Origin of the sequence: Arthrobacter subterraneus (assembly GCF_900099735.1) — a bacterium.
GTDB classification, from domain to species: domain Bacteria; phylum Actinomycetota; class Actinomycetes; order Actinomycetales; family Micrococcaceae; genus Arthrobacter_D; species Arthrobacter_D subterraneus.
Window position 1 is genome coordinate 1 of sequence record NZ_FNDT01000008.1, and the last position, 22,085, is coordinate 22,085.

Genomic DNA, 22,085 nt, shown 5'->3' on the forward strand with positions numbered 1-22,085 from the left:
TTGCCGTTATCGGTCAGGACTCGCTGGACGGTGATCCCGCGAGACTCGAACCAGGTGTTGGCGCGGTTCCAGAACGCGGCCACGGTTTCCTTCTTCTCATCGGTGAGGATCTCGGAGTAGGCAAAGCGTGAGTAATCGTCGACGGCGTTGTGAATGAAGTGATACCCGGGGCGGCGGTTGCGCTGCGTGCCAACCTTGTTGCGGCGCCCGGCGGCCCTGCCGAGGGCTTTGTGCCCTCCGCCGTCGGGGATCCTCCCGAGCTATTTGATATCCACGTGCACGTCCTCCCCGGGCGCGGTATGTTCGTAGCGGCGGATGACCCGTCCGGTGGCACGGTCCAGCCAGGACAGTCTCGCCAGACCGTACCGGGCCAGGACCCGGTGCACGGTTGAGGGGTGGATCCCGAGGTGATAGTCGATCCTGGCCGGTCCCCAGCGCCGGTTGACCCGGATCGCGATGATCCCCCGCTCCGTCCGCGCCGCCGTCCCGCGCGGACAGCGGTGCGGACGGCTGGAGGCATCGTTCATGCCGGCGGGCCCGAGTAGACGGTACCGGGAGGACCAGCGTGCAGCGGTCGTGGCAGAGACCTGGAAACGCTCCGCAGCCCGGCGCAGCGGCCAACCATCATCGACAACACACTGGGCCAGTAACAACCTCCCGCGAGGTGTCAGTAGGGCGTTAGGGTGGGACATTGAAGACCTCCTGGTTAGTGGATGCTCTAGACAAGCCCCACTTCACCCGGAGGTCTTCTTCATGTCACCAAACCACGCCGACCGTCACTAACCTCTGTGGTCAATACATCTAGCTCACCACGAATGCCCACCGGGTTGCAGATCTCGGTGGGCTCACGCGTGAACTGCCCAGTGAGTACGTCGGCTCAGTGGGCAGTCCCGCGGAGATGAGGACCTACAGCAGACCCTTCGTGTGCCAGACCGTCTTGGTCTCGGTGAAGAACGTGATGCGTTCCAGGGAGGGGGCGCCGGCGTCGGGCCCTGGTTCCGGCGGGAGCACCCGCTTCAGGGTGTCCGCGGCGGCGATCTGCAGGTCCACCCACTCCAGCTCCCCCGCACCGAGGAGGTCCAGGGCGTTGACGTCGGCGTGAGCGGCAAGCCACGGCGCGATCTCCGCCGGCGATCCGCTCAGCACATTTACGACGCCGGCCGGCACGTCGCTGGTCGCGAACACCTCACCGAGGCTCAACGCCGCCAGCGGCGCTTTCTCGGACGGAATCACGACGACGGTGTTCCCGCTCACGAGGACCGGCGCCACCGCGCGGACAAAGCCGAGCAGCGAACCCGGCACGCCAGCGCTCTGCGGCGCGATCACAGCGACCACACCGGTGGGCTCGGGCACGGACAGGTTGAAGAACGGACCCGACACGGCGTTGCCGTTCCCGGCGACCTGCACGTACTTGTCCGCCCAGCCGGCGTACCAGACCCACAGGTCGATCGCCTCGTCCACCTGGGCCTGCGCCGCGGACGCCGAGACGCCCTCGAACGCGGCGATTTCCTCGGCGAACTGCGCGCGGCGGCCGTCCAGGATCTCCGCGATCCGGTACAGCACCTGCCCGCGGTTGTACCCGGTGGTCCCGGACCAGCCGCTGACGGCGGCGCGGGCAGCCACGACGGCGTCGCGGGCGTCCTTCCGGGAGGCCTTCGCGGCGTTGACTGAACTCACCGAAAAGCTCCCCTTTGTGGTTGCCACCTCGTACACACGCCCGGATTCGCTCCGGATGAACTTGCCGCCGACATACAGCTTGTAGGTCTTCGGAACAGCGAGCCGGCTCATCGTGCATCTCCCTTGAAAGCAGACGACCCCGCAAAAGCAGACGGCGCCAGGTACGCGTGCAGGCCCTGCTTGCCGCCCTCGCGGCCGTAGCCGGATTCCTTGTACCCGCCGAACGGCGAGGCCGGATCGAATTTGTTGAACGTGTTGGCCCAGACGACGCCGGCGCGCAGCTTGTCCGCGACAGCCAGGATGCGGCTGCCCTTGTCCGTCCAGATCCCTGCGGACAGGCCGTACGGGGTGTTGTTGGCCTTGGCGATCGCCTCGGCCGGGGTGCGGAACGTCAGCACGGACAGCACCGGCCCGAAAATCTCGTCCCTCGCGATCCGGGAACTGGTGGACACGTTGGTGAAGATGGTCGGCGGGAACCAGAACCCCTCCGACGGCAGGTTGCACGCAGGACTCCACCGCTCGGCGCCCTCCTGCTCACCGATGTCGGACAGCTCACGCATCCGGCCCAGCTGGGACGCGGAGTTGATCGCACCGACGTCGGTGTTCTTATCCAGCGGGTCACCCACGCGCAGGGTGGACAGGCGCGCCTTCAGCCGCTCCACGACGTCGTCATGGATCGATTCCTGCACCAGCAGACGGGAACCCGCGCAGCAGACCTGGCCCTGGTTGAAGAAGATGCCGTTGACGATCCCCTCGACGGCCTGGTCAATCGGCGCGTCGTCAAACACGATGTTCGCGCCCTTCCCGCCGAGTTCGAGGGTGAGCTTCTTGGAGGTGCCCGCGGTGGAGCGCGCAATCTGCCGGCCCACCGCCGTCGAGCCGGTGAACGCCACCTTGTTCACATCCGGGTGGTTCACCAGCGCTGAGCCGGTGGCGCCGGCACCGGTAACGATATTGACGACGCCGGCAGGCAGGTCCGCCTGCTGCAGAATCTCCGCGAAGAGCAGCGCGGTCAGCGGCGTAGTCTCGGCGGGCTTCAGCACCACGGTGTTGCCGGCGGCCAGCGCCGGCGCGATCTTCCACGCCAGCATCAGCAGCGGGAAGTTCCACGGGATCACCTGCGCGGCGACGCCGAGCGAACGGGGGTTCGGTCCGAGGCCGGCGTACTCCAGCTTGTCCGCCCAGCCTGCGTAGTAGAAGAACCAGGCGGCGACCAGCGGAATGTCGACGTCGCGGCTTTCCTTGATCGGCTTGCCGTTGTCGAGGCTCTCGGCGACGGCCAGTTCACGGGCACGCTCCTGCACCAGGCGGGCGATGCGGAAGAGGTACTTGCCCCGGTCCGCACCGGACATACGCGACCACGTCTTGTCGTAGGCACGGCGCGCGGCGACGACGGCGGCGTCGACGTCCTGCTCGCTGGCACAGGACACGGTGGCGATGTGCTTCTCTGTGGCCGGCGAGATGGTGGTGAAGGACTCCCCGTTTCCGGGCACGAACTCGCCGTTGATGAAGAGGCCGTACTCGTCTCGGAGGTTGAGGATCGCTGCCGACTCGGGCGCGGGGGCGTAATCGAGGAATGTCATGGCAGGTCCTTCAGTCGATCGTGACGTAGGCCGGGCCGGAGTAGCGGCCGCTGGTGAGCTTCTGGCGCTGCAGGAGAACGTCGTTGAGAAGGCTTGAGGCGCCGAAGCGGAACAGGTCCGGCTGCAGCCATTCCTCCCCCACAGTTTCAGCGACCGTGACCAGGTACTTGATGGCGTCCTTGGAAGCACGGATGCCGCCCGCGGGCTTGACGCCGATCTTCTCGCCGGTAAGGCGGTGCCAGTCGCGGACGACCTCGAGCATCGAAAGCGTCACCGGCAGCGTGGCAGCAGGTGTCACTTTGCCCGTGGAGGTCTTGATGAAGTCACCGCCGGCGAGAATGCCCAACCAGGAGGCGCGGCGCACGTTGTCATACGTGTTCAGCTCCCCGGTTTCGAGGATGACCTTAAGGTGCGCGTAGGTGCCGTCCGGGCGTTTGCACGCTTCCTTGACAGCGACAATCTCGTCAAACACCTGGCCGTATCTGCCCGAGAGAAACGCGCCGCGGTCAATGACCATGTCGATTTCGTCAGCCCCGGCGGCAACGGCATCCGAGGTGTCGGACAGCTTCACCGATCGGGACGCACGCCCGCTCGGGAACGCGGTGGCAACAGCGGCGACGTTGATGCGGCCGGTGGCGCCGTCGTCGTGCGCGGAACCCAGCGCTTCCACAGCGTGCGGCACCATGTCGCCGTACACACAGACCGCGGCGACGCGCGGCGTGGACATGTCATCGGGATCCGGCACCAGCGCCTTGGCCACCAGGGACTTCACCTTGCCGGGCGTGTCAGCGCCCTCAAGCGTGGTGAGGTCGGTGAGCCGGATGATGGTGTCCAGCGCCCAGGCCTTGGAGGTGGTCTTGATCGAGCGGGTTCCCAGGGCTGCGGCGCGGGCTTCCAGGCCCACGGCGTCGACGCCCGGAATGCCCTCGAGATAGCGGCGCAGGCTGCGCTCGGTGAGATCTCCACCGATCACCTCCAGGGCCCTCGACGCCGGTGCAACGGTGGTTCCGGCGCGCGTGGTTTCCATGGTCACATGTTCTCCATACTTCTACTCGCTGCCATGCACGGAACGGTTCCCGCCGCACCCTTTGTCGGTGATTAGCCAGGGTATCGATAGCGCCGGGACAGGTGGTCGACCCGCATGGACGCTACGACTTTACCACCGGGTAACTGCGGTCCCAGCGGCTCAACCGGTGCCGAATCCCGACGGTGCTTCCTGCAACCGGTTAGTTCCCGCCTTGGAAGAAGCTGTGCAAGTTTTGCGTGATCCCTGCGTTTTATTGGCTCCATCCCCTGAGAGTCGTCTTCGATAATCAAAAAGCCGCTGATCCTCATCAGCGGCAAAGCGAATGGGCAACAGCTCATCGATAAAGGCAAACCCGGTGCGAACCGGGGTCGCAAAGCCACGGGACCCTCGAGGTCAGCCGGGCTACCGAACAGTAGAGGTCCCATACATGCTTGACGTACTCCGTCCCTTCAGGCGAGTCCCATCCCAGCCTGCACGGCTCCCGCATCGGATACTCAAGCCCCTGACTCTGTTGACGGTCTCCAGCTTGCTCATGCTGCCGGCCATCACCCCGGTGCAGGCAACGGAAACCGCCCCTATGGTTACTGATCCCGGCCCCGCAGGGAGCTTTTCCTGGGAAGGGTACAACTGGCAGAAACGGTTCTGGGGTGGCGCGCCCCAGTTCAACGGCTCGTACAGCGCAACCAATGTGAGTGATCCCGACGCCAACGGACACGTCACCCTGACCCTCACGAACCCGACCGGGACAGCCCCGGTGGGGGCGGAATTCCAGTCCACCCGTGAAGGGTTTGGATACGGCACCTACAGCACGACAGTCGAGAAGAATCTGGCCCTGCAGCAGAAGGAAGTGGTCTGGGGCTGCCTGTTCACCTATGACCCTGCCGCTACTCCGGGTTACAACGAGATCGACCTCTGTGAGGCATCAGCCTGGGGCGGCGGGGCTGCCTACGGCGAGTCCTGGCCTGTCACCCAGGGCCACGGCTACTGGTTCGACGCAACCAAACCCCCGGGCCAGGGCAACAACACCATCACTTTCGGGATCACCAACGACTCCGTCCTGACACACCGGATGGTCTGGGAACCACGGAAGATCACCTTCGAGACCTTCGCCGGCGAGGGATACTCCGGACGGTTGCTCAAACGAACGGTACTGGAAGGATCAACAGTGCCGGTTCCCGCAAAAGAAGCCATCCACTTCAATCTCTGGGTAACAGGAGGCGGAGGAGGCAAACCTACCGCCGTCAAACCCGAAAAGGTCGTGATCCGCGACTTCTCATTCACACCGGCATCCAGCACTGCGCCCCTGAGAACAGACAATAACGCGGATGTCCTGGCCCGGGACACGTCCGGCGCCTTCTGGCGCTATTCAGGCGATGGAACCGGCGGCTGGCTTGGTCGAACCCAGATTGGCACCGGCTGGCAGGGTTACACGAGCATCCTCACTCCCGGTGACTTCGACGGCAGCGGCCATCCGGATGTCCTGGCCCGCGATTCGTCCGGCGCCCTCTGGCTCTACCCGGGCAACGACACCAAAGAACTGGACTCCCGCGTGCAGGTTGGCTCCGGCTGGAACGGTTTCACAGACCTGACTGCGCCCGGCGACTTCAACGGTGACGGCAACGTCGATGTGATGGCACGCGACAAGTCCGGCGCCCTCTGGCTCTACCCGGGCAACGGCAACGGCCGCTGGAAACCACGGGTGAAAATCGGATCGGGATGGCAGGGCTTCAGCGCCATCTTCGGGCCCGGCGACTTCAACGGCGACAGCAACGTCGACGTAATGGCACGCGACAAGTACGGTGCCCTCTGGCTCTACCCCGGCAACGGCAACGGCCGTTGGAAACCACGGGTGAAAATCGGGTCCGGATGGCAGGGCTTTGACATCATCTTCGGGCCCGGCGACTTCAACGGCGACAGCAACGTCGACGTAATGGCACGCGACAAGTCCGGCGCCCTCTGGCTCTACCCCGGGAACGGCACCGGCCGCTGGCTCTCACCGGTCAACGTCGGCACCGGCTGGCACATCATGAACAGCATTTCCTGACGCGTAACCCAAAGCGGCCGGCCGCTACCCATAGTGGCCGGCCGCCGGGCAGGCGGCAAAACGCTCCAGCGAGTAGTGTCGCCTGGCTGCCGAGTAACTACTCGCGTACCTCCCCGGTCGGCTCTGAGTAGAATCACGCGGACTTCTCGACCATTTCTCCTCACCCCTGCGAAAAGACGAGTATGCGATACTCGTGCTTTGTAATCAAATGCTGACTTACGCTCCTAAACATCACTTGGACTTTAGGGGCAACAAATGTATTCATTACATTCGGGTTTAAGTTTAATTTCGGGGTGTTCCGAATCTCTGGTTTCAGTCGGGACAGCTGACGTTATCTCGTCGAAACTTGCCCAACCACGGCGACAAGCAAAACACGTGGGTTCCCTGGCCGTCGAAGTTCCCAAGGCGGCGAGAATCATTGCTTTGATTCCGGCACACAATGAGGAAGAAATGATCCTCGGGTCGGTCCAGGGTCTTCTGAAGCAATCCCGTTGCCCCACGCAGGTTGTCGTCATAGCGGACAACTGCACCGACCGGACAGTGGCCGTCCTGCAAGAGGCAGCATTGAAAAGCGTCTCGGTGTTCGAGACCACGGGGAACCAGGATAAGAAGGCCGGCGCGCTCAACCAATATCTCTCGCTTCTACTTCCGACCCTGGCGGACGACGACGTCGTACTCGTTCAGGACGCCGACTCGATTCTCGCCAGCGATTTTGTAGCGAACGCTTTTCGGCATCTCGATAAGGACCGTCGGCTGGGGGCCGTCGGTGGCACCTTCAGGGCGGTACAGCCCGGGCCGCAGGCAAGCATCCGCGAGCGATTCCTCGTTCACCTGCAGGATAACGAGTACGCCCGGTATGCCCGGGATGTGCGGCGCAGGCGAGGCAAGTGCCTGGTGGTCACGGGCACGGCATCCATGTTCAGAGCCAGCACCCTGCGGCGGATCGAGCACGCCCGTACTACCGGGCAGCTCCCGGCCGGCGACGGCTCAGGCGGCATCTACGACACCACCGTCCTGACCGAGGATAACGAACTGAGCTTCGCGATCCTCACGGTGGGAATGAAGATCCTTGCCCCGGCGGATTGCCTGCTGGTCACTGACGCGATGACATCGTGGAAGGACTTGTGGGCGCAACGGCTCCGGTGGAAGCGCGGCGCAATCGAGAATTGCTTCCAATACGGACTCAACCGCGTTACTGCGGGTTACTGGGGAAGGCAATTACTAAGCGTCACCGGAATATCCATCACCATTTTGTACGTTGGTTCATTGGCGTGGAGTTTCATGGTGCTTGGTGGAGTGAACATCCATGGGTTTTGGCTGGCGCTGACCGGAGTGTTCCTTCTGGAGCGCTTCGTGACGCTGAAAGACAAGCACCTGGGACAGCGATTCATAGCAGTCACCATGTATGAATTGCCGTATGACTTTTTCCTTCAAATAGTTCAGGCACGGGCATATATCGATGTCCTGTGCAAAACCGAGAGAAAGTGGTAAAACAATGTATAACGATCCTACTTCAGCAGCAGCTGCCGGACTTGGTTCCGGTGCACTTGCCTACACGGGGGCAGGCGACATCTTCTGGTTCGGGCTTGCCGGGTTCGCCCTCATGGCGGCGGGGATGGCGGTCGCACGCATAATGCCTCGACGGGAAGCAGAGGCCGGCAGCTCCGAATAACAAAACCCGCGCCGCCAGCGGCGCAGGCAACGCTCACAGGGAGCGAGTCCTACGGGACCCACGAACTGGGGACCGGTATCGGGAGGGTCCAAGTGATGATTGCCCACCCTCCAGCAACGATGCCGGTCCCCTTTCCATCCCCATCGCGGACAGTTGCAGTGTCCGCCCCTCAGATCCGGTGTGCTGCATACCTGACGGAGAAGTTGCCATGGCGACGAAAAAACGCATCCCGCTCGTGGACCACCATGTCCTGCATGATCTTGAAGACGATCTTCAGGATCCCATGTCAGCGCGGGACTTCGCCCGGGACTTCGTCAGGGCGTGGGATGACAAATACCACCGCCTTGAGACCGCCGTCTGCGTGCACGATCAACCGGCGGCTCTGGACGCGGTACTCAGCGTCAAGATAACCGCTGTCATGGTGGGCGCGCCGCGCCTGGCGAAGTCCGCCATAGAGCTGGAACGCAGAATCCGAAAAGGCGACATGCGCTCCTCGGAAGAAGCCCTTGAGAACATCCATACCTGCGGTGACGAGACCATGCAGGAACTGATGACCACCTACCTCAACCGCGAAACTTAGGCCGCAAACACAGCGTCGATCACGTTCTGCGCCCACTCGAGGATCGCCGCGTCAGCCAGGTCCCGGCCACCCACCGACGACGTCTTCGGCTTCGGGATCAGCGCCGCGTTCATTGCCGGCTTCACCGACGCACCCGGGTACATCCGCTTCAGCCGCATTTCCTTGGACTCGGGCAGGTTTGCCGGCGCGAACTTGATGAAGTTGCCCTGCAGCGCGACGTCGGTCAGCCCCACGGCACGCGCCTGCACCCGGAACCGCGCGACGGCGACAAGGTTCACAACCGGCGCCGGCAGGTCACCGTAACGGTCCTTGAGTTCATCAACCACTTCGTCGATCGCGGCGTCGGTCACACAGGAGGCAAGCTTCCGGTACGCCTCCAGGCGCAGCCGCTCCCCCGGCACGTAGTCATGCGGCAGGTGCGCATTGACGGGCAGCTCGATCTTCATCTCGGCTGACTTCTCCTCGGCCTCCCCGCGGTAGTTCGCCACTGCCTCGCCGACCAGCCGGATATACAGGTCAAAGCCCACGCCAGCGATGTGCCCGGACTGCTCCCCGCCCAGCAGGTTGCCGGCACCGCGGATCTCGAGGTCTTTGAGGGCCAACTGCATGCCGGCGCCGAGCTCGTTGTGCGACGCCACCGCCTTCAGCCGCTCCAGCGCCACCTCGCCCAACGGCTTCTCCGATGGGTACAGGAAGTATGCGTACGCCCGCTCACGGCCGCGGCCCACCCGACCGCGCAGCTGGTGCAGCTGCGAGAGCCCATAGTTGTCCGCCCGATCCACGATCAGCGTGTTGGCGTTGGAGATGTCCAGGCCGGTCTCGATGATCGTGGTGCACACCAGGACATCGAACTTCTTCTCCCAGAAGTCCACGATGATCTGCTCCAGCTTGGATTCGCTCATCTGGCCGTGCGCGACGGCGACGCGTGCCTCCGGAATCAGCTGCTGCAGGTGCGAAGCCGTGCGGTCGATCGAGGACACCCGGTTGTGCACGAAGAACACCTGGCCCTCGCGCATCAATTCACGCCGGATCGCCGCGGATGTCTGCTTGTCCGTGTACGGGCCGACGTAGGTCAACACCGGGTGCCGTTCCTCCGGCGGCGTTGCCAGGGTGGACGTCTCGCGGATCCCGGTCAGCGACATCTCCAGCGTCCGCGGGATCGGGGTGGCACTCATCGCCAGCACATCCACGTTGGTCCGCATCTTCTTCAGCGCTTCCTTGTGCTCGACACCGAAGCGCTGCTCCTCATCCACGATCACCAGACCAAGATCCTTGAACTGCACCTCGTTGGAGAGCAGCCGGTGCGTGCCGATCACCACATCGACCGACCCGTTCTTCAGACCCTCCACCGTCTCCTTGGACTCCTTGGTGGTCTGGAACCGGGAGAGCGCACGGATACGCACCGGGAAGCCGGAGAACCGCTCGGAAAAAGTCTCGAAGTGCTGCTGCACCAGCAGGGTGGTGGGCACCAGCACGGCCACCTGCTTCCCGTCCTGCACAGCTTTGAACGCCGCCCGCACGGCGATCTCGGTCTTGCCGTAACCAACATCGCCGGAGACCAGCCGGTCCATCGGGATTTCCCGCTCCATGTCGGCTTTGACCTCGTTGATGGTGGTCAGCTGATCCGGAGTCTCGATATACGGGAAAGCTTCCTCAAGCTCGCGCTGCCACGGCGTGTCCGGCGCAAACGCATGCCCGCGCGAGGCCATCCGCGCCGAGTACAGCCGGATCAGCTCCCCGGCAATCTCCTTGACGGCCTTGCGGGCCTGGGTCTTGGTCCGCGCCCAGTCGGAGCCGCCCATCTTCGACAGCGCGGGCGTATCACCGCCGACGTAGCGGGTCACCTGGTCCAGCTGGTCGGTCGGCACAAACAGTCGGTCCCCGGGGGCGCCGCGCTTGGACGGCGCGTACTCGAGCACCAGGTACTCACGGATGGTCTTGGTGGGCCCCGCGCCGGTGGACCGCTGGATCAGCTCCACAAAACGGGCCACACCATGCTGCTCATGCACCACGAAGTCGCCCTCGCGCAGCTGCAGCGGATCAACGGCGTTGCGCCGCTTGGACGGCATCTTCCGCATGTCGCGGGTCCCCGAGGCAGAAGTGCGCCCCAGCAGGTCCGCCTCCGTCAGCAGCCCGAGCTTGAGCCCGTCGAGCACAAACCCGCGGCCTGCGGACGCGGTGGTGATCTCGATGATTCCCGGCTGCGGCGGTCCGTCGAGGGATTCCACGCGCGACGCCGGAATGTCAGCATCGTGAAACAGCTCAGCCAGGCGCTGGGCAGGCCCCGGGCCTTCGGTTGCGACGACCACGCGCCACTGGTCGCGCACGCGGCCGCCGATGAACTCCATCATCTCCGCGACGTCACCCTGGTAGCCGCGCGGTTCACGCGCCGCGACGGTGAAACTGTCGACGTCGGTGAGCAGGTCATCGGACCCGAAGGACGTGATCGACCACCAGGCCACATCGTTCGCCAGCGCGGAGGAGCGCGTATCCGTCAGCGACCGGAAGCTCGCCGCCTCCAGGTCGGCACCCAACTGGCCGCTCAGATCAACGGGCGCTGCCCCGCCGTCGGACGCTGTGGCCCACGCGGCCTGGAGGAACTCCTCGTTGGTCGCTTCCAGGTCATGCGCGCGTGTGCGCACCTTTTCAGGCTCGACGACGACGGCAATCGACCCGGCGGGCAGCTCGCCGACAAACGGCACCATGGCGTCGACCAGCACCGGCGCCAGCGACTCCATGCCCTCAACGGCAATGCCGCCGGCGATCTTCTCGAGCATTCCGGCTGCGGCGGGCAGCTGCGGCCGGAGGTGGGCGGCCCGGGACATGACCGACGGCGTGATCAGCAGCTCCCGGCACGGCGGCGCATAGAGCTCGGTGGGCGCGCCGCGGTCCCCGTCGACGGGCAGCGAGCGCTGGTCGGCGACGGCGAACCAGCGCATCTGGTCCACCTCGTCGCCGAAGAACTCGATGCGCAGCGGGTGGTCCTCAGTGGGCGGGAAGACGTCGATGATGCCGCCGCGCACCGAGAACTCGCCGCGGTGGGACACCATGTCCACGCGGGAGTAGGCGGCGTCGGCGAGCGCGCGGACCACGTCGTCGAACCCGCGTTCCTCGCCCACCTTCAGGGCCACGGGCTCCAGCTGTCCGAGGCCGGCGACCAGCGGCTGCACCACGGCACGCACCGGCGCGGTGATCACGCGGATCGGATCGGCACCCGGGTGGGCCAGCCGCCGCAGCACCGACAGCCGCCGGCCGACGGTGTCGGAACGCGGCGAGAGCCGCTCGTGCGGCAGCGTCTCCCAGCTGGGAAACTCTTCAATGGACGACGCCGGCAGGTAGCTTCGCAGGGCAGCCGCCAGGTCCTCAGCCTCCCGCCCGGTGGCGGTGACGGCCACGACAACCGGAGTGCCGCCGTCGTCGTCGTGTGCCTCGGCGAGGCCGTCCACCATTTCCGCGAGTAGCGCGGCGCGAAGCCCGGTGGGGGCGCCGATCTGCAGGTCGGTGCTGCGTCCGGAACCGGAGCGGGACGCGTTGGCGCGTACCCGGGCGAAGGAGGGGTCCTCCTGCAGGGCGGCGCGGAGACCGTTGAGGGTGGGTCCGGTGGGGGCCATGGCGATCCTTCAGGGTCGTGGGCAGCACAAGAAGACAACACGAAAGCCCGAAATTCTCAAAGAATCCCGGGAGTCGGCGTTAACACTACCGCGCAGCATGGCAAGGACCGGATAAACAGGAGGATCCGCCCCCGCCGGGCGCGAGCCGGGGCCGCTGCCACACCCCGTTGAGTTGGCAGGACACGCCGCTTTGCCGCTCCCATAAGGGGTGTGTCCTGACAACTCAACGCAAGGTCGAAGCCAGCACTCACATAGGATGTACGGGACTCAAGACCAACAACCCCCGGAGGATTCGTGGCACTCAGCGCCTCAACCACCCTGCCCTACGACGTTGCAACGGTGACCGATGTCTTCACCGATGAAGCGTTCCTCAAGCACACCAGCGAGCACGTCGGCGGGGAACTGAAGTCCCTGACGGTCGACGGCGATACCTCCGCCGCCTTCACCCTCACCGCGGTGCGTACCCTCCCCACCACCCGCCTGCCGGATTTCGCCCGCAAGTTCGTCGGCGACAGCCTGACCGTCACCCAGGTCGAGAACTGGAGCGCGCCGCTGGCGGACGGCTCCCGTGAGGCGAAGGTGTCCATGAGCGTTGCGGGCGCGCCGGTGAATGTCGACGCCGTCCAGCGGCTCATCGCCGAAGGCACCTCCACCCGGGTGGATGTCGAGGGCAACGTGACCTCCTCCATCCCGTTCATGGGCGCGAAGATCGCCGCCGCTGCGGAGCCGTACATCGGCAAGGCCCTCAATATTCAGGCGGCCGAGGCGAAGAACTGGCTGGAGAGCCGCTGATGGAGCTTCCCCTTCCCCTGTCCATTGTCCTGATTGTCTCGGGCCTGTGGTCCCTGATTGTGTGGCCGCCGTTCCTGCGGCGGGTCTTCAAGGACCCGCGGTCGCGGGACCTGCACGGCGCTGCCACCCGTTTCCTCAAGGTCCACTTCATGCTGGTGAGCACCTCGATGATCCTGGGAGCCGCCACCCTGGTGATCGGATTCCGCACTCTCGCTGCCTGACTAAACACGCGGCCGCCTCAGCAGCACCCTGGCTGCCTGAGTACTCGCCGCCTAAGCAGCACCCTCGCCGTCTGAGTAAGCGCTGCCTGACTAAGCGCTGCCTGAGTAACATGCGTCACTCCGACCAGACTCCCCTGCTAGGGTTTTAGCAATTGGTGCGCCGGGAAGTCTGGTCGGCAGTAATTTTTCGTGCCCCGAAGGAGTAGCCCGTGTCAGAATTGCAGCCGAACCAGCCCAAACGCGCGTTCAGCCGTTCCAGTTGGCTGGAGTATCAGCGGCTCAGCGAGATCCTCCGCAAGGAGACGGTCGGCGGCATCCTGCTGATCATCTCGGCCGCCTTGGCTCTGATCTGGGCCAATTCGCCATTCGCCGACAGCTACTTCGCGCTCCGCGACTTCGAGTTCGGCTACGAGCCGTGGCACCTCAAGCTTTCCGTGGGCCGCTGGGCGGCGGACGGTCTACTGGCGATCTTCTTCTTCCTGGTCGGACTGGAGCTCAAACGGGAATTCGTTGCCGGTGACCTGCGTAGCCCCTCCCGGGCAATCGTTCCGGTAGCCGCGGCCGCGGGCGGCGTCATCGTCCCGGCGCTGATCTACGTCCTGGTCAACCTGAACTCCCCCGAGACCCTGCGGGGCTGGGCCATCCCCACCGCCACGGACATCGCGTTTGCGGTGGCGGTCCTCGCGGTCATCAGCTCCCATCTGCCCAGTGCGCTCCGGATCTTCCTGCTGACGCTGGCCGTGGTGGATGACCTCATTGCCATCGCAATCATCGCCTTCTTCTATACGGAAGAGGTGGAGTTCACCTTCCTGCTCCTGACCCTGGTGCCGCTGGCTCTCTTCGCTTTCCTCGCGCAGAAGAACCCCAAGTTCTTCGGCAAGAAGACCCCGGCCGCCTGGTTCATCCTCCTGCCGATCGGGTTCATCGCCTGGGCTTTGATGCACGCATCGGGCGTCCACGCCACAGTGGCCGGCGTGCTGCTCGGCTTCATGGTTCCGGTACTACGCATCGGCAAGGGCGGAAAGTCTGTCATGCCGAAGCCGAACAAGCCGGGGCTGGCGGAAACCTTCGAGCACCGGTTCCGTCCGCTGTCGGCCGGCGTTGCTGTCCCCGTCTTCGCGTTTTTCTCGGCCGGTGTGGCCATCGGCGGGGTGGAAGGATTTGTCTCAGCCTTCAGCGACCCGGTGACCCTCGGCATTGTGCTCGGCCTGGTGCTGGGCAAGCCCATCGGCATCCTGCTGACCACGTGGGTTGTCACCAAGACCACCAAGGCCACTATGGATCCGGACCTGCGCTGGGTGGACCTGCTCGGCGTCGGGCTTCTGGCCGGCGTGGGCTTCACCGTGTCGCTGCTGGTCAATGACCTGAGCTTCACCCAGGGTTCCCCGGAAAATGACCATGCGAAGGTCGCCATCCTGGCCGCGTCCCTAACGGCCGCGATGCTGGCCACCGTAATTCTGCGCTCCCGCAACAAGCATTACCGACGGGTCGAGGAAGCCGAGAAGGTGGACGCCAACCAGGACGGCATCCCGGACCTCTTCGAGGACGGGAACCGCCGCTAACCGCGCCGAACGTCCCACTGAAACGCAGGTTTCAGTGGGAAACGGCCGTCCCTTCCCACCGAACAAGCCGATTCAGTGGGATCGACGGGACATGCACGCGTCAACCGAGTGGGATCGACGGGACATGCGCGCGTCAACCGAGTGGGATCGACGGGACATGCAGCTCAGGAGTTCGCCGCGAGGACCGCTTCTTCAAGGGCTACCCAGGCGAGCATGGCGCACTTCACGCGTGCCGGGAAGCGGGACACCCCGGCAAACGCGGCCGCATCGCCGAGGATTTCCTCGTCAGGGACAATCGTCCCGCGTGAGCGCATGAGTTCGCGGAACCGGTCCAGCTGCTCCATCATCTCGTCCCGGGTGCCCCCGCTGACGAGTTCGGTGAGGACGGACGCCGATGCCATGGAGATGGCGCAGCCCGCGCCCTGCCAGACCACCCGTTCAATCCGGGATTCGGCGAGCCACACCCGCAGGGTGATCTCATCCCCGCAGATGGGATTGAGCTGGTGTGATTCCCCTGTGGCGGAAGAGGCCGCCACGGAAGAAGCGTCCGACGACGGCTCCAACGGCCCCTGCCCCACCCGCCGTTTGGCATGGTCGAGGATGATGTCCTGGTACAGGCTCTCGAGGTCGCTGCTCATGCCGACGCTCCGAAGAACGAGCGGACATCGGCCACGGCCGCGAGGAACGCGTCCACCTCGTCCGTGGTGTTGTACAAGTAGGTGCTGGCCCGGGTTGAGGCCGTCAGCCCGAGCCGCCGGTGCAGCGGCTGCGCGCAGTGGTGGCCCACCCGCACGGCAATCCCGCGGGAGTCGAGGAACTGGCCCACGTCATGGGAGTGAACGCCGTCCACGTCGAACGCGGCCAGCCCGATCCGCGGCTGCCCGGCACGCGGACCAAGCACCCGGACCCCGTCAATCTGCTCGAGGCCCACAACCAGCCGCTCCCCCAGCAGCCGCTCCCATTCCTCGATCCGGTCCATGCCGGTCTCCACGAGGTAGTTCACGGCCGAGCCCAGGGCCACCGCCTGCGAGATCCGCTGGGTGCCGGCCTCGAAACGGGCCGGCGGCGGCAGGTACTCGGCGCGCTCCATGGTGACGGTGGTGATCATCGACCCGCCGGTGAGGAACGGTGGCATGGCGTGCAGGTGCTTCGACTTCCCGTACAGCGCCCCGATCCCGGTGGGGCCCAGCATCTTGTGCCCGGAGAACGCCATGAAGTCCACGTCGAGTGCGGCAACATCGACAGGCAGGTGCGGCACCGACTGGCAGGCGTCCAGGACGGTGAGCGCGCCGACACCGCGTGCCAGGGACACCAGCTCCTCCACCGGGTTGATGGTGCCGAGCACGTTGGACGCATGCGTGAACGCGAGCAACCGGGTGCTGCCGTCAATCACGGAGGCGGCCTCCTCCAGGCGGAGGGCGCCGTCGTCGTCCACTGGAATAAACCGCAGGGAGGCGCCGGTGCGCGCAGCGAGTTCCTGCCAGGGGATCAGGTTGGCGTGGTGTTCCATTTCGGTGACCACAATGGAATCGCCCGGGCCCAGCGCATACGGGCGGGCGTCGGCGCCGCCCAACCCCAAAGAGGCGTTCGACAGGCTGTAGGCCACCAGGTTGAGGGCCTCCGTGGCGTTGGAGGTGAAGACGATCTCCTCCGGCGAGGCGCCGATGAAGGAGGCGACGGTGGTGCGCGCGGCCTCGTAGGCGTCGGTCGCCTCAACCGCGAGGGTGTGCGCGCCGCGGTGCACGGCGGCGTTGCGCTGCTCGTAGTACTCCTGCTCGGCCTCGAGCACGCTCACCGGGTTCTGGGAGGTGGCTCCGGAGTCGAGGTAGATCAGCGGCCGGCCGTTCATCTCGGAGGAGAGCAGCGGGAAGTCGTTGCGGATGCGGCTCACTTCGTCGTTCGAGAGCGGGTGTGATGGTGCAGACAGGATGGGCATGAAACTCCCTCGACAGCGAATGTGCGCTATTCAGTCTACTGCCGCCGTGCGGCGCTGAACCGTCAGGAGTCGCAGCAGGAACAGGCAAGGCGGATCAGCCCCGGGAAGCCCGGTGCTGCGAGTACTCACTGGTGGCTTGACCTGATGTTCGTGAACGTGCGGCCGTTGTCATTGGACACCTGCACGCTGTCCGCGGTTGCCACCCAGATCCGGAGCGTGGAGTCGTCGAGCACCTGGGCGTCGATGGCCGCGGCTTCGCCGGGCACGGTTCCCTGCTCGGTCCAGGTGAGGCCGGCGTCCTCGCTGGTGAAGATCCGCCCGTCCGGCGTGATCCCTGCGGCTTGGCCCTCGGACAGGGCGGTGAGCATCAGCAGTGGGGCGTCCGGCACGGCGGACCAGGTGGCGCCGTCGTCGGTGGAGCGCTGCAGGCCGTCCTCGGTCGTGGCGAGGACCGTGTTGTCCCGGGACGCGCCGGCCAGATGGTAGGGCTGGAAGTCCGCCGTCGCGGGCTCCCACTCCGTGCCGTCGGCGCTCACGAGCAGTTCGCCCTCAAACCCGACCACTGCCGATGCGCTCGCGGCGAGCGCATGGAAGTCCGATTCGCCCTGCCGTGACAGGGGCTCCCACGTCTTGCCCCCGTCGGTGGAGCGGATCAGCCCCACCGGGTCCGGCAGGTCAGAGCCCGGACCCGGATGTCCGGAAGCGTAGAAGTCGCCGTTGGCCGCCTGCGTGAACCCCATCAGGTCGATCGTCGGCCCAATCTGAACGACCGGCGACGCCGACACATCAAACAGTCCGTCATGGGTGGCCAGGAGCACCCGGTTGGTGCCCGGGTCCACACTCATGCCGTGGATGTGGCCGGCGGGGTAGCTGTGCCCGTCGGCGGAGTGTTCGCTCGGCGCCTCCTGCGGCACGGCCGCGGAACAGGAAGCAAGAAAAAGCACGACGACGGCGGCGCCGGCTGATCGCGTTACCCGCCAGGGGCGGGACAGTGGAAGCACGGAGAACCCTTCAGTGTCGGATGCGTCGGAAGCGGTGAACGCCAGGGACCGCGGTTCAGCACCGCGGCCCCTGACATTTTCTCACTACTCGGATTCGTACCGCTCAAGGATGGATTTCATCTGGGCTATTTCCTTCTGCTGGGTGTCCACGATCTCTGTGCACAGCTCCTCGATTTCCGGGTCGGTGATGTCCGACTCCTGACAAACCAGGATGGCCCGGGAGTGGTGCGGAATCATCGACTTCAGAAACTGCTCGTTCCCGACGAACGTCTCGGTCCGTCCCAGCGCGAAGACGCCAACAAACAGCAACGCGAAGCCGGCCAGCATGGCGATGTTCGCTTTCCTGTTCTGGAACATCGCCCACATTCCGATGACCATGACCACAGCCATTCCGGACACCATGAGCAACGCCATCCAGAAGTTGCTCAGGTTGTAATAGAAGTGGTCGACGGTGCGGACCATTGACATCGACAGCGTCCACATCACCGCGAGGCTGACCAGGAGGATGATGCCGAATTTTACGTACATCCGCATGGCGCCTCCTCTAGTTCAGTGTCGCGAGCAGTTCCTCGCAGGCCTTCTCGCAGCGGCGGCAGGCCTCGGCGCAGACCTTGCAGTGCTCGTGCATTTCGGCATGGCCTCCGCACTCGTCGCCGCAGGCCTTGCAGGCAGTGCGGCACGCTTCGAGGACCGCACGCGTGAGGTTGGCGTCATACCCCGTGTGGCGGGAGAGGACGTTGCCGGTGGTGGCGCAGATGTCCGCGCAGTCCAGGTTGGTCCGGATGCACTTGGTCAGCTCAGCGACCATATCCTCGCTGAGGCAGGCGTCGGCGCAGGCCGTACAGGTCTGCGCGCACTCAAAGCACGCCTCGATGCATTCGGCGAGCTTCGCACGGTCCACTCCGCCGAGATCCTTGGGGTAGGTGTCAAGCATGGCTGCTACATGGTGGGTCATTTCATTCTCCTCATCCAGTGTCGGTTGATACGTGGCGGGCGCGCGGAAAAAGCGCGCAGGAGAGAATTTATGTCCGGCAGATGGACAGGGCCGTCAGCGACGGCGTGAGATGGTCGCGTTTTTCCAGTGCGGGCGTGAACGCCCCGGGAGGCGGCTCACCGTCGTCGGGCGCTGTCAGCAACGCTTCCACCGCCGGGAGGAAGGCAGCCGGTTCAGCGGGCAGTGCCCGCTGTTGGACGACGACGGCGTTCGGCGAATCGGACTGCTGGTAGCAGCATGCCTTCGCCGACGGCGATCCAGCAGGGACGGGCATGTCCATGGCAACCCGAGCATCGTTGGCCGTCGGTGCGCCGTGGTGCTCCATCTGGAGGCAGAGCGCTGCGGCGGCAGAGGTGGTGAAGGCGACCAGGAGCGAGAAGCAGAGCACCGCACGCAGGATGGTGCAGACAACGGGCGCTGCGCCGGCCTGCGCCTTCCTCACGAGTAATTCACCCCCACACGTTCCGGTTACGTACTTCCACCATAACGAACCGTAAGTAAGCTGACTAGTTCACTGGGTGGCGGACCCGAGGGGTGGCGGACCCGAGGGGTGACGGAGCCGACGACGGCTGGGGACGAGCCTTAGTCTGGGGAAGGCTTCGACGTCGCCGGCTCCACTGATAACTCTAGGAAAGCTACCTACCCATTACCTGAGTAGTAGGTACCCGACTTTAGGGTAAAAAGTACTCACCCGGTACTCGCTGAATCGGCCCCCGGAAGCTCCTCGCGCCGGGTGATTCCGAGCTTGGCGAAGATCCGGTAGAGGTGCCCCTCGACGGTGCGGACCGAGACGCCCTGCGCGTCCGCAATCTCCCGGTTGGAGTAGCCCTTGCCGGCGAGTTTGGCGATGTCCCGCTCGCGCTGCGTGAGCTTGGCGGTGGAACGCACCGCCTCGAACTGCGGGCTTTGCAGACCTTCGAGCTGCCCGATGATGGTGTTGAGCTTCTGCTGCACCGTCCGCGACTTGTGCTCCTCGCCACGCTGGGAGAGGTACCGCACGGCCTTGCCCAGACACTCGGCGGCGATGAGCAAATACCCGCAGGACTGGGCAAGCTCGGCGGCGTCCATCAGCGCGGCGGGGTCCTTCCGGACCGCGGCGTCGGCCATCGCCGTCAGCACAGCCCCTTCCGGTCCCTCGAACGTCCGTGCCAGCCGCGCCAGCGGTTCGAAGCAGCGCTCGTCTCCCAGCCGCCCGGCAAGTTCAAGCGCGACGACGGCAAGCACAGTCATGCTGTCTGCCTCCGCCTTCCTGGCCAGCACATGCAATTCCTCGATGCTCCGGGCGGCGCCCTGGAACAGGGCGTTGGCAGCGACAACGTGCACCTTGCCGAGGAGCCGTGCCTGCATGGTCCCCAGGCTGGCACACCCTTCGAATTCGGTGGCGTACCCTCGGGCACGGGTGGTGTCCCCCACCATGGTGCAGGAGAACGCCGCAAGGCCCAGCGCCATGGGCATCAGCTGGTTGGAGTCGGACTCCCGCAGGCCCTCGACCCCGAGGATCAACGAGGTGCGCGCGCTGGACATGAGGCCTTTCCGCAGCGCGATGAGCCCCTCGGACAGTTCGGTGATGCCGGTGAAGGAGGTGGGCCCGCTCGGCTTCGAGCGGACCAGTGTGTCGAGGAGCTCCTCGATCTCATCCCACAGGCCGGCATGCGCCAGGGAGGTGAAGTGGCGGGTGAGCACAAACTCCGTGTGCCCTACGAACTGGTTCCCGTGGGTCGCGATGATCTGCAGCGCCTCGCCGCTGGCGCGGGTCCCTTCGAGCGCCCGGCCGGTGGATCCAAGTGCCTCTCCGAGCAGGCTGAGGCCGGCAAGCCGGACCTCGTCCGTGCAGTACCGGTCGGCGAGGACGTCGCGCAGGATGCCCTCCGCCTCACGGAACCTGCCCTCGTAGTTGAGGGCAAAGCCCTCCATGATCCGGTACCCGTTGCGGGACACGGCCAGGCCCAGTTTGATCTGCGGATCGTCGGGGGAATCCGCTGCCGCGGCGATGCGCTCGGCGATGTGTTCCCAGCGGACGACGTCGGCCCTGATCTGATTGGGGGCATCCTCGCCGCGGACCCGCAGCGCGATGGACAGCAGTGACGCTTCCTTGGCCAGGGTGAAGCCGGTGCACTGGTCCAGCACTTCATCGACAATCTCGCGGGCGTAGGCAAAGTGCCCCCGCGTCATCTGGGCACGCGCAATCTCCACGAGGGCATTGCCGCGCAGCTCCGGGGTGTGGACGGCGCGTGAGGCACGCAGCGCAAAGTCGGCGTCGTGCAGCCGGTTGGCCACCACCGCCGCCCGCAGCAGCGTCTTGTCATCCGGCGGGAGCCCGCAGTCAAGCCCCCAGGCCACAAAGCGGAGGAAGCCGTCAGCGGTGCTCGATTCCTGGTCGAAGACGTCCAGGACCTTCCGTCGGATGGTGAGGCTGCGCCCGGCGGGGACATCCTGCCGGATCACTTCCCCGTACAGCGGATGGCTGAGGGTGACCAGGCGCTCCCGGCCATCGGCGATCGAGATCAGCCCGTCCTCATGCAGCTCCGAGACACCCAGCCGGTCGGTGCAGTGCACCAGTGCGTCGAAGGGCATGGGTTCCGCGAGCGCCAGGGTCTCCAGCACCGACATCTGCGCCGGCGTCCTGCGGCGGAAGCGGGCCTTGATGAGGTCGATGAGGCTGACATCGAGCGGCGGCGCCGGACCCACCAAACGCCAGACCTTGTTCCGCACGCCGAGGTAGCCGGATCGTTTCGCCTGCCGCAGGAGGGCCAGCAGGAACATGGGATTGCCGCCGGACATCTTCGCCAGGGTGGCGCTGACGCTTGCCAGGACGTCGCCCCCCAGTTCCCGCCGGCAGAGCTCGTGCACCTCCAGGTCGGTCAGTGGCCGGACGTCGTACCGGCGCAGCAGTCCGTCCTGCTGCATGGCGCTGAATTCCGAGGTCGGGCCGGGTTTGTCGCGTGCCAACGCCAGGAGCCGGGCGCGCCTGCCGGCCACCAGCTGCGACAGCAGCACACTGGTGCTGTCGTCGAGTTCGTGGGAATCATCCACCAGGAACAGCGGCATCTTCTTGCTGCCGTTCGAACTGGAATCGAGGTGGGACATGAGGCTGCGGTACACCGCAATGGAGGAGCCGACGTCGTTGATTGACAGTGAGTGCAGATAGGGCGAGAGCGCTCCAAAAGGGACCTTACGCAGTGAGGGGCTGGCGGAGACGGGCAACAGGGAAACAGTGCCGTCCAGGTGCTTCGCCACCGTCCGGGCGAGCGCGGTTTTCCCGACGCCCGCCTCGCCGATGAGGATGGCGCCCAGATACTGGGAGCCGCTGAGCGCAGAAACGACCTCCTCGACAAGGTCATCACGCCCAACCAGATCCTGCCCGCTGTCGATGTGTTCCCCCATG

General features: G+C 65.3%; 18 protein-coding genes, 1 pseudogene and 1 riboswitch. Of the genes and pseudogenes, 7 read left to right on the forward strand and 12 right to left on the reverse strand.

The features are described 5' to 3' along the window. The 4 genes and pseudogenes from BLS52_RS10210 to deoC form a co-directional block, all read right to left on the reverse strand. Positions 1-692, reverse strand: a pseudogene (locus BLS52_RS10210) (leucine zipper domain-containing protein); the annotation flags it as partial. Positions 693-906: 214 nt separating this feature from the next. Further along, positions 907-1,788, reverse strand: coding sequence for an aldehyde dehydrogenase family protein (locus tag BLS52_RS10215; RefSeq protein ID WP_090586517.1), 882 nt, complete (start codon positions 1,786-1,788; stop codon positions 907-909). Further along, on the reverse strand, positions 1,785-3,260 hold the full coding sequence (locus tag BLS52_RS10220) for an aldehyde dehydrogenase family protein (protein WP_090586520.1): 1,476 nt from the start codon (positions 3,258-3,260) through the stop codon (positions 1,785-1,787). The genes BLS52_RS10215 and BLS52_RS10220 overlap by 4 nt, the downstream gene beginning before the upstream one ends. Positions 3,261-3,270: 10 nt before the next feature. After that, entirely contained in the window at positions 3,271-4,287 is a 1,017-nt protein-coding gene (gene deoC / locus BLS52_RS10225; protein ID WP_090586692.1) for a deoxyribose-phosphate aldolase, read from the reverse strand. A gap of 335 nt (positions 4,288-4,622) precedes the next feature. Then, a riboswitch (cyclic di-GMP riboswitch) is annotated at positions 4,623-4,697 on the forward strand. 101 nt (positions 4,698-4,798) lie between these two features. Here deoC and BLS52_RS18515 point away from each other — a divergent pair. The 4 genes from BLS52_RS18515 to BLS52_RS10240 all read left to right on the forward strand — a co-directional run bounded on the left by BLS52_RS18515 (position 4,799) and on the right by BLS52_RS10240 (position 8,583). Beyond that, positions 4,799-6,331 (forward strand): FG-GAP-like repeat-containing protein, encoded by a 1,533-nt coding sequence (locus BLS52_RS18515; RefSeq protein WP_175460146.1) that lies wholly within the window; start codon positions 4,799-4,801, stop codon positions 6,329-6,331. A gap of 255 nt (positions 6,332-6,586) precedes the next feature. Beyond that, on the forward strand, positions 6,587-7,822 hold the full coding sequence (locus tag BLS52_RS10235) for a glycosyltransferase family 2 protein (RefSeq protein ID WP_090586523.1): 1,236 nt from the start codon (positions 6,587-6,589) through the stop codon (positions 7,820-7,822). A 4-nt stretch (positions 7,823-7,826) separates the two neighbouring features. Continuing rightward, positions 7,827-8,003 (forward strand): hypothetical protein, encoded by a 177-nt coding sequence (locus BLS52_RS18520; protein WP_175460147.1) that lies wholly within the window; start codon positions 7,827-7,829, stop codon positions 8,001-8,003. Positions 8,004-8,211: 208 nt separating this feature from the next. Then, on the forward strand, positions 8,212-8,583 hold the full coding sequence (locus tag BLS52_RS10240) for an Hpt domain-containing protein (RefSeq protein ID WP_090586525.1): 372 nt from the start codon (positions 8,212-8,214) through the stop codon (positions 8,581-8,583). On the opposite strand, the gene mfd is transcribed toward BLS52_RS10240, so the two are convergent. Continuing rightward, positions 8,580-12,194 (reverse strand): transcription-repair coupling factor, encoded by a 3,615-nt coding sequence (mfd, locus tag BLS52_RS10245; RefSeq protein WP_090586528.1) that lies wholly within the window; start codon positions 12,192-12,194, stop codon positions 8,580-8,582. The two genes, BLS52_RS10240 and mfd, sit on opposite strands and share 4 nt — an antisense overlap. Positions 12,195-12,488: 294 nt before the next feature. On the opposite strand from mfd, the gene BLS52_RS10250 reads away from it, so the two are divergent. From BLS52_RS10250 to nhaA, 3 genes are all read left to right on the forward strand, one after another. After that, positions 12,489-12,986 (forward strand): DUF2505 domain-containing protein, encoded by a 498-nt coding sequence (locus BLS52_RS10250; RefSeq protein ID WP_090586529.1) that lies wholly within the window; start codon positions 12,489-12,491, stop codon positions 12,984-12,986. After that, positions 12,986-13,207 (forward strand): SCO4848 family membrane protein, encoded by a 222-nt coding sequence (locus tag BLS52_RS10255; RefSeq protein WP_090586532.1) that lies wholly within the window; start codon positions 12,986-12,988, stop codon positions 13,205-13,207. The genes BLS52_RS10250 and BLS52_RS10255 overlap by 1 nt, the downstream gene beginning before the upstream one ends. Before the next feature lie 218 nt (positions 13,208-13,425). Further along, on the forward strand, positions 13,426-14,769 hold the full coding sequence (nhaA, locus tag BLS52_RS10260) for a Na+/H+ antiporter NhaA (protein ID WP_245702810.1): 1,344 nt from the start codon (positions 13,426-13,428) through the stop codon (positions 14,767-14,769). A gap of 164 nt (positions 14,770-14,933) precedes the next feature. Here nhaA and sufU read toward each other — a convergent pair whose 3' ends face one another. The 7 genes from sufU to BLS52_RS10295 all read right to left on the reverse strand — a co-directional run bounded on the left by sufU (position 14,934) and on the right by BLS52_RS10295 (position 22,084). After that, positions 14,934-15,407 carry a Fe-S cluster assembly sulfur transfer protein SufU gene (gene sufU / locus BLS52_RS10265; protein ID WP_090586535.1) on the reverse strand — a complete coding sequence of 158 codons (474 nt, stop codon included), beginning with the start codon at positions 15,405-15,407 and terminating at the stop codon, positions 14,934-14,936. Further along, positions 15,404-16,705, reverse strand: coding sequence for a cysteine desulfurase (locus tag BLS52_RS10270; RefSeq protein WP_090586538.1), 1,302 nt, complete (start codon positions 16,703-16,705; stop codon positions 15,404-15,406). Before BLS52_RS10270 ends, sufU begins: the two co-directional genes overlap by 4 nt. 125 nt (positions 16,706-16,830) lie before the next feature. Continuing rightward, entirely contained in the window at positions 16,831-17,706 is an 876-nt protein-coding gene (locus BLS52_RS10275) for a F510_1955 family glycosylhydrolase (RefSeq protein WP_245702797.1), read from the reverse strand. A gap of 84 nt (positions 17,707-17,790) precedes the next feature. Then, entirely contained in the window at positions 17,791-18,240 is a 450-nt protein-coding gene (locus tag BLS52_RS10280) for a DUF305 domain-containing protein (RefSeq protein WP_245702798.1), read from the reverse strand. A gap of 10 nt (positions 18,241-18,250) precedes the next feature. Beyond that, positions 18,251-18,661 carry a four-helix bundle copper-binding protein gene (locus tag BLS52_RS10285; RefSeq protein WP_026545084.1) on the reverse strand — a complete coding sequence of 137 codons (411 nt, stop codon included), beginning with the start codon at positions 18,659-18,661 and terminating at the stop codon, positions 18,251-18,253. Between the two features lie 67 nt (positions 18,662-18,728). Further along, entirely contained in the window at positions 18,729-19,142 is a 414-nt protein-coding gene (locus BLS52_RS10290) for a hypothetical protein (protein ID WP_090586541.1), read from the reverse strand. Between the two features lie 245 nt (positions 19,143-19,387). Then, the gene (locus BLS52_RS10295) at positions 19,388-22,084 is read right to left on the reverse strand and encodes a helix-turn-helix transcriptional regulator (RefSeq protein WP_090586543.1); all 2,697 of its coding nucleotides are present in this window, start codon (positions 22,082-22,084) and stop codon (positions 19,388-19,390) included. Position 22,085: the final 1 nt, after the last annotated feature.

Coding starts and splice junctions, on each gene's coding strand:
- mfd (WP_090586528.1), bottom strand. CDS start 12,194: ATGGCCCCCACCGGACCCACCCTCAACGGTCTCCGCGCCGCCCTGCAG.
- sufU (WP_090586535.1), bottom strand. CDS start 15,407: ATGAGCAGCGACCTCGAGAGCCTGTACCAGGACATCATCCTCGACCAT.
- BLS52_RS10235 (WP_090586523.1), top strand. CDS start 6,587: ATGTATTCATTACATTCGGGTTTAAGTTTAATTTCGGGGTGTTCCGAA.
- BLS52_RS10255 (WP_090586532.1), top strand. CDS start 12,986: ATGGAGCTTCCCCTTCCCCTGTCCATTGTCCTGATTGTCTCGGGCCTG.
- BLS52_RS18520 (WP_175460147.1), top strand. CDS start 7,827: ATGTATAACGATCCTACTTCAGCAGCAGCTGCCGGACTTGGTTCCGGT.
- BLS52_RS10295 (WP_090586543.1), bottom strand. CDS start 22,084: ATGGGGGAACACATCGACAGCGGGCAGGATCTGGTTGGGCGTGATGAC.
- BLS52_RS10220 (WP_090586520.1), bottom strand. CDS start 3,260: ATGACATTCCTCGATTACGCCCCCGCGCCCGAGTCGGCAGCGATCCTC.
- deoC (WP_090586692.1), bottom strand. CDS start 4,287: ATGGAAACCACGCGCGCCGGAACCACCGTTGCACCGGCGTCGAGGGCC.
- BLS52_RS10285 (WP_026545084.1), bottom strand. CDS start 18,661: ATGACCCACCATGTAGCAGCCATGCTTGACACCTACCCCAAGGATCTC.
- BLS52_RS10215 (WP_090586517.1), bottom strand. CDS start 1,788: ATGAGCCGGCTCGCTGTTCCGAAGACCTACAAGCTGTATGTCGGCGGC.
- BLS52_RS10240 (WP_090586525.1), top strand. CDS start 8,212: ATGGCGACGAAAAAACGCATCCCGCTCGTGGACCACCATGTCCTGCAT.
- BLS52_RS10270 (WP_090586538.1), bottom strand. CDS start 16,705: ATGCCCATCCTGTCTGCACCATCACACCCGCTCTCGAACGACGAAGTG.
- BLS52_RS10280 (WP_245702798.1), bottom strand. CDS start 18,240: ATGCGGATGTACGTAAAATTCGGCATCATCCTCCTGGTCAGCCTCGCG.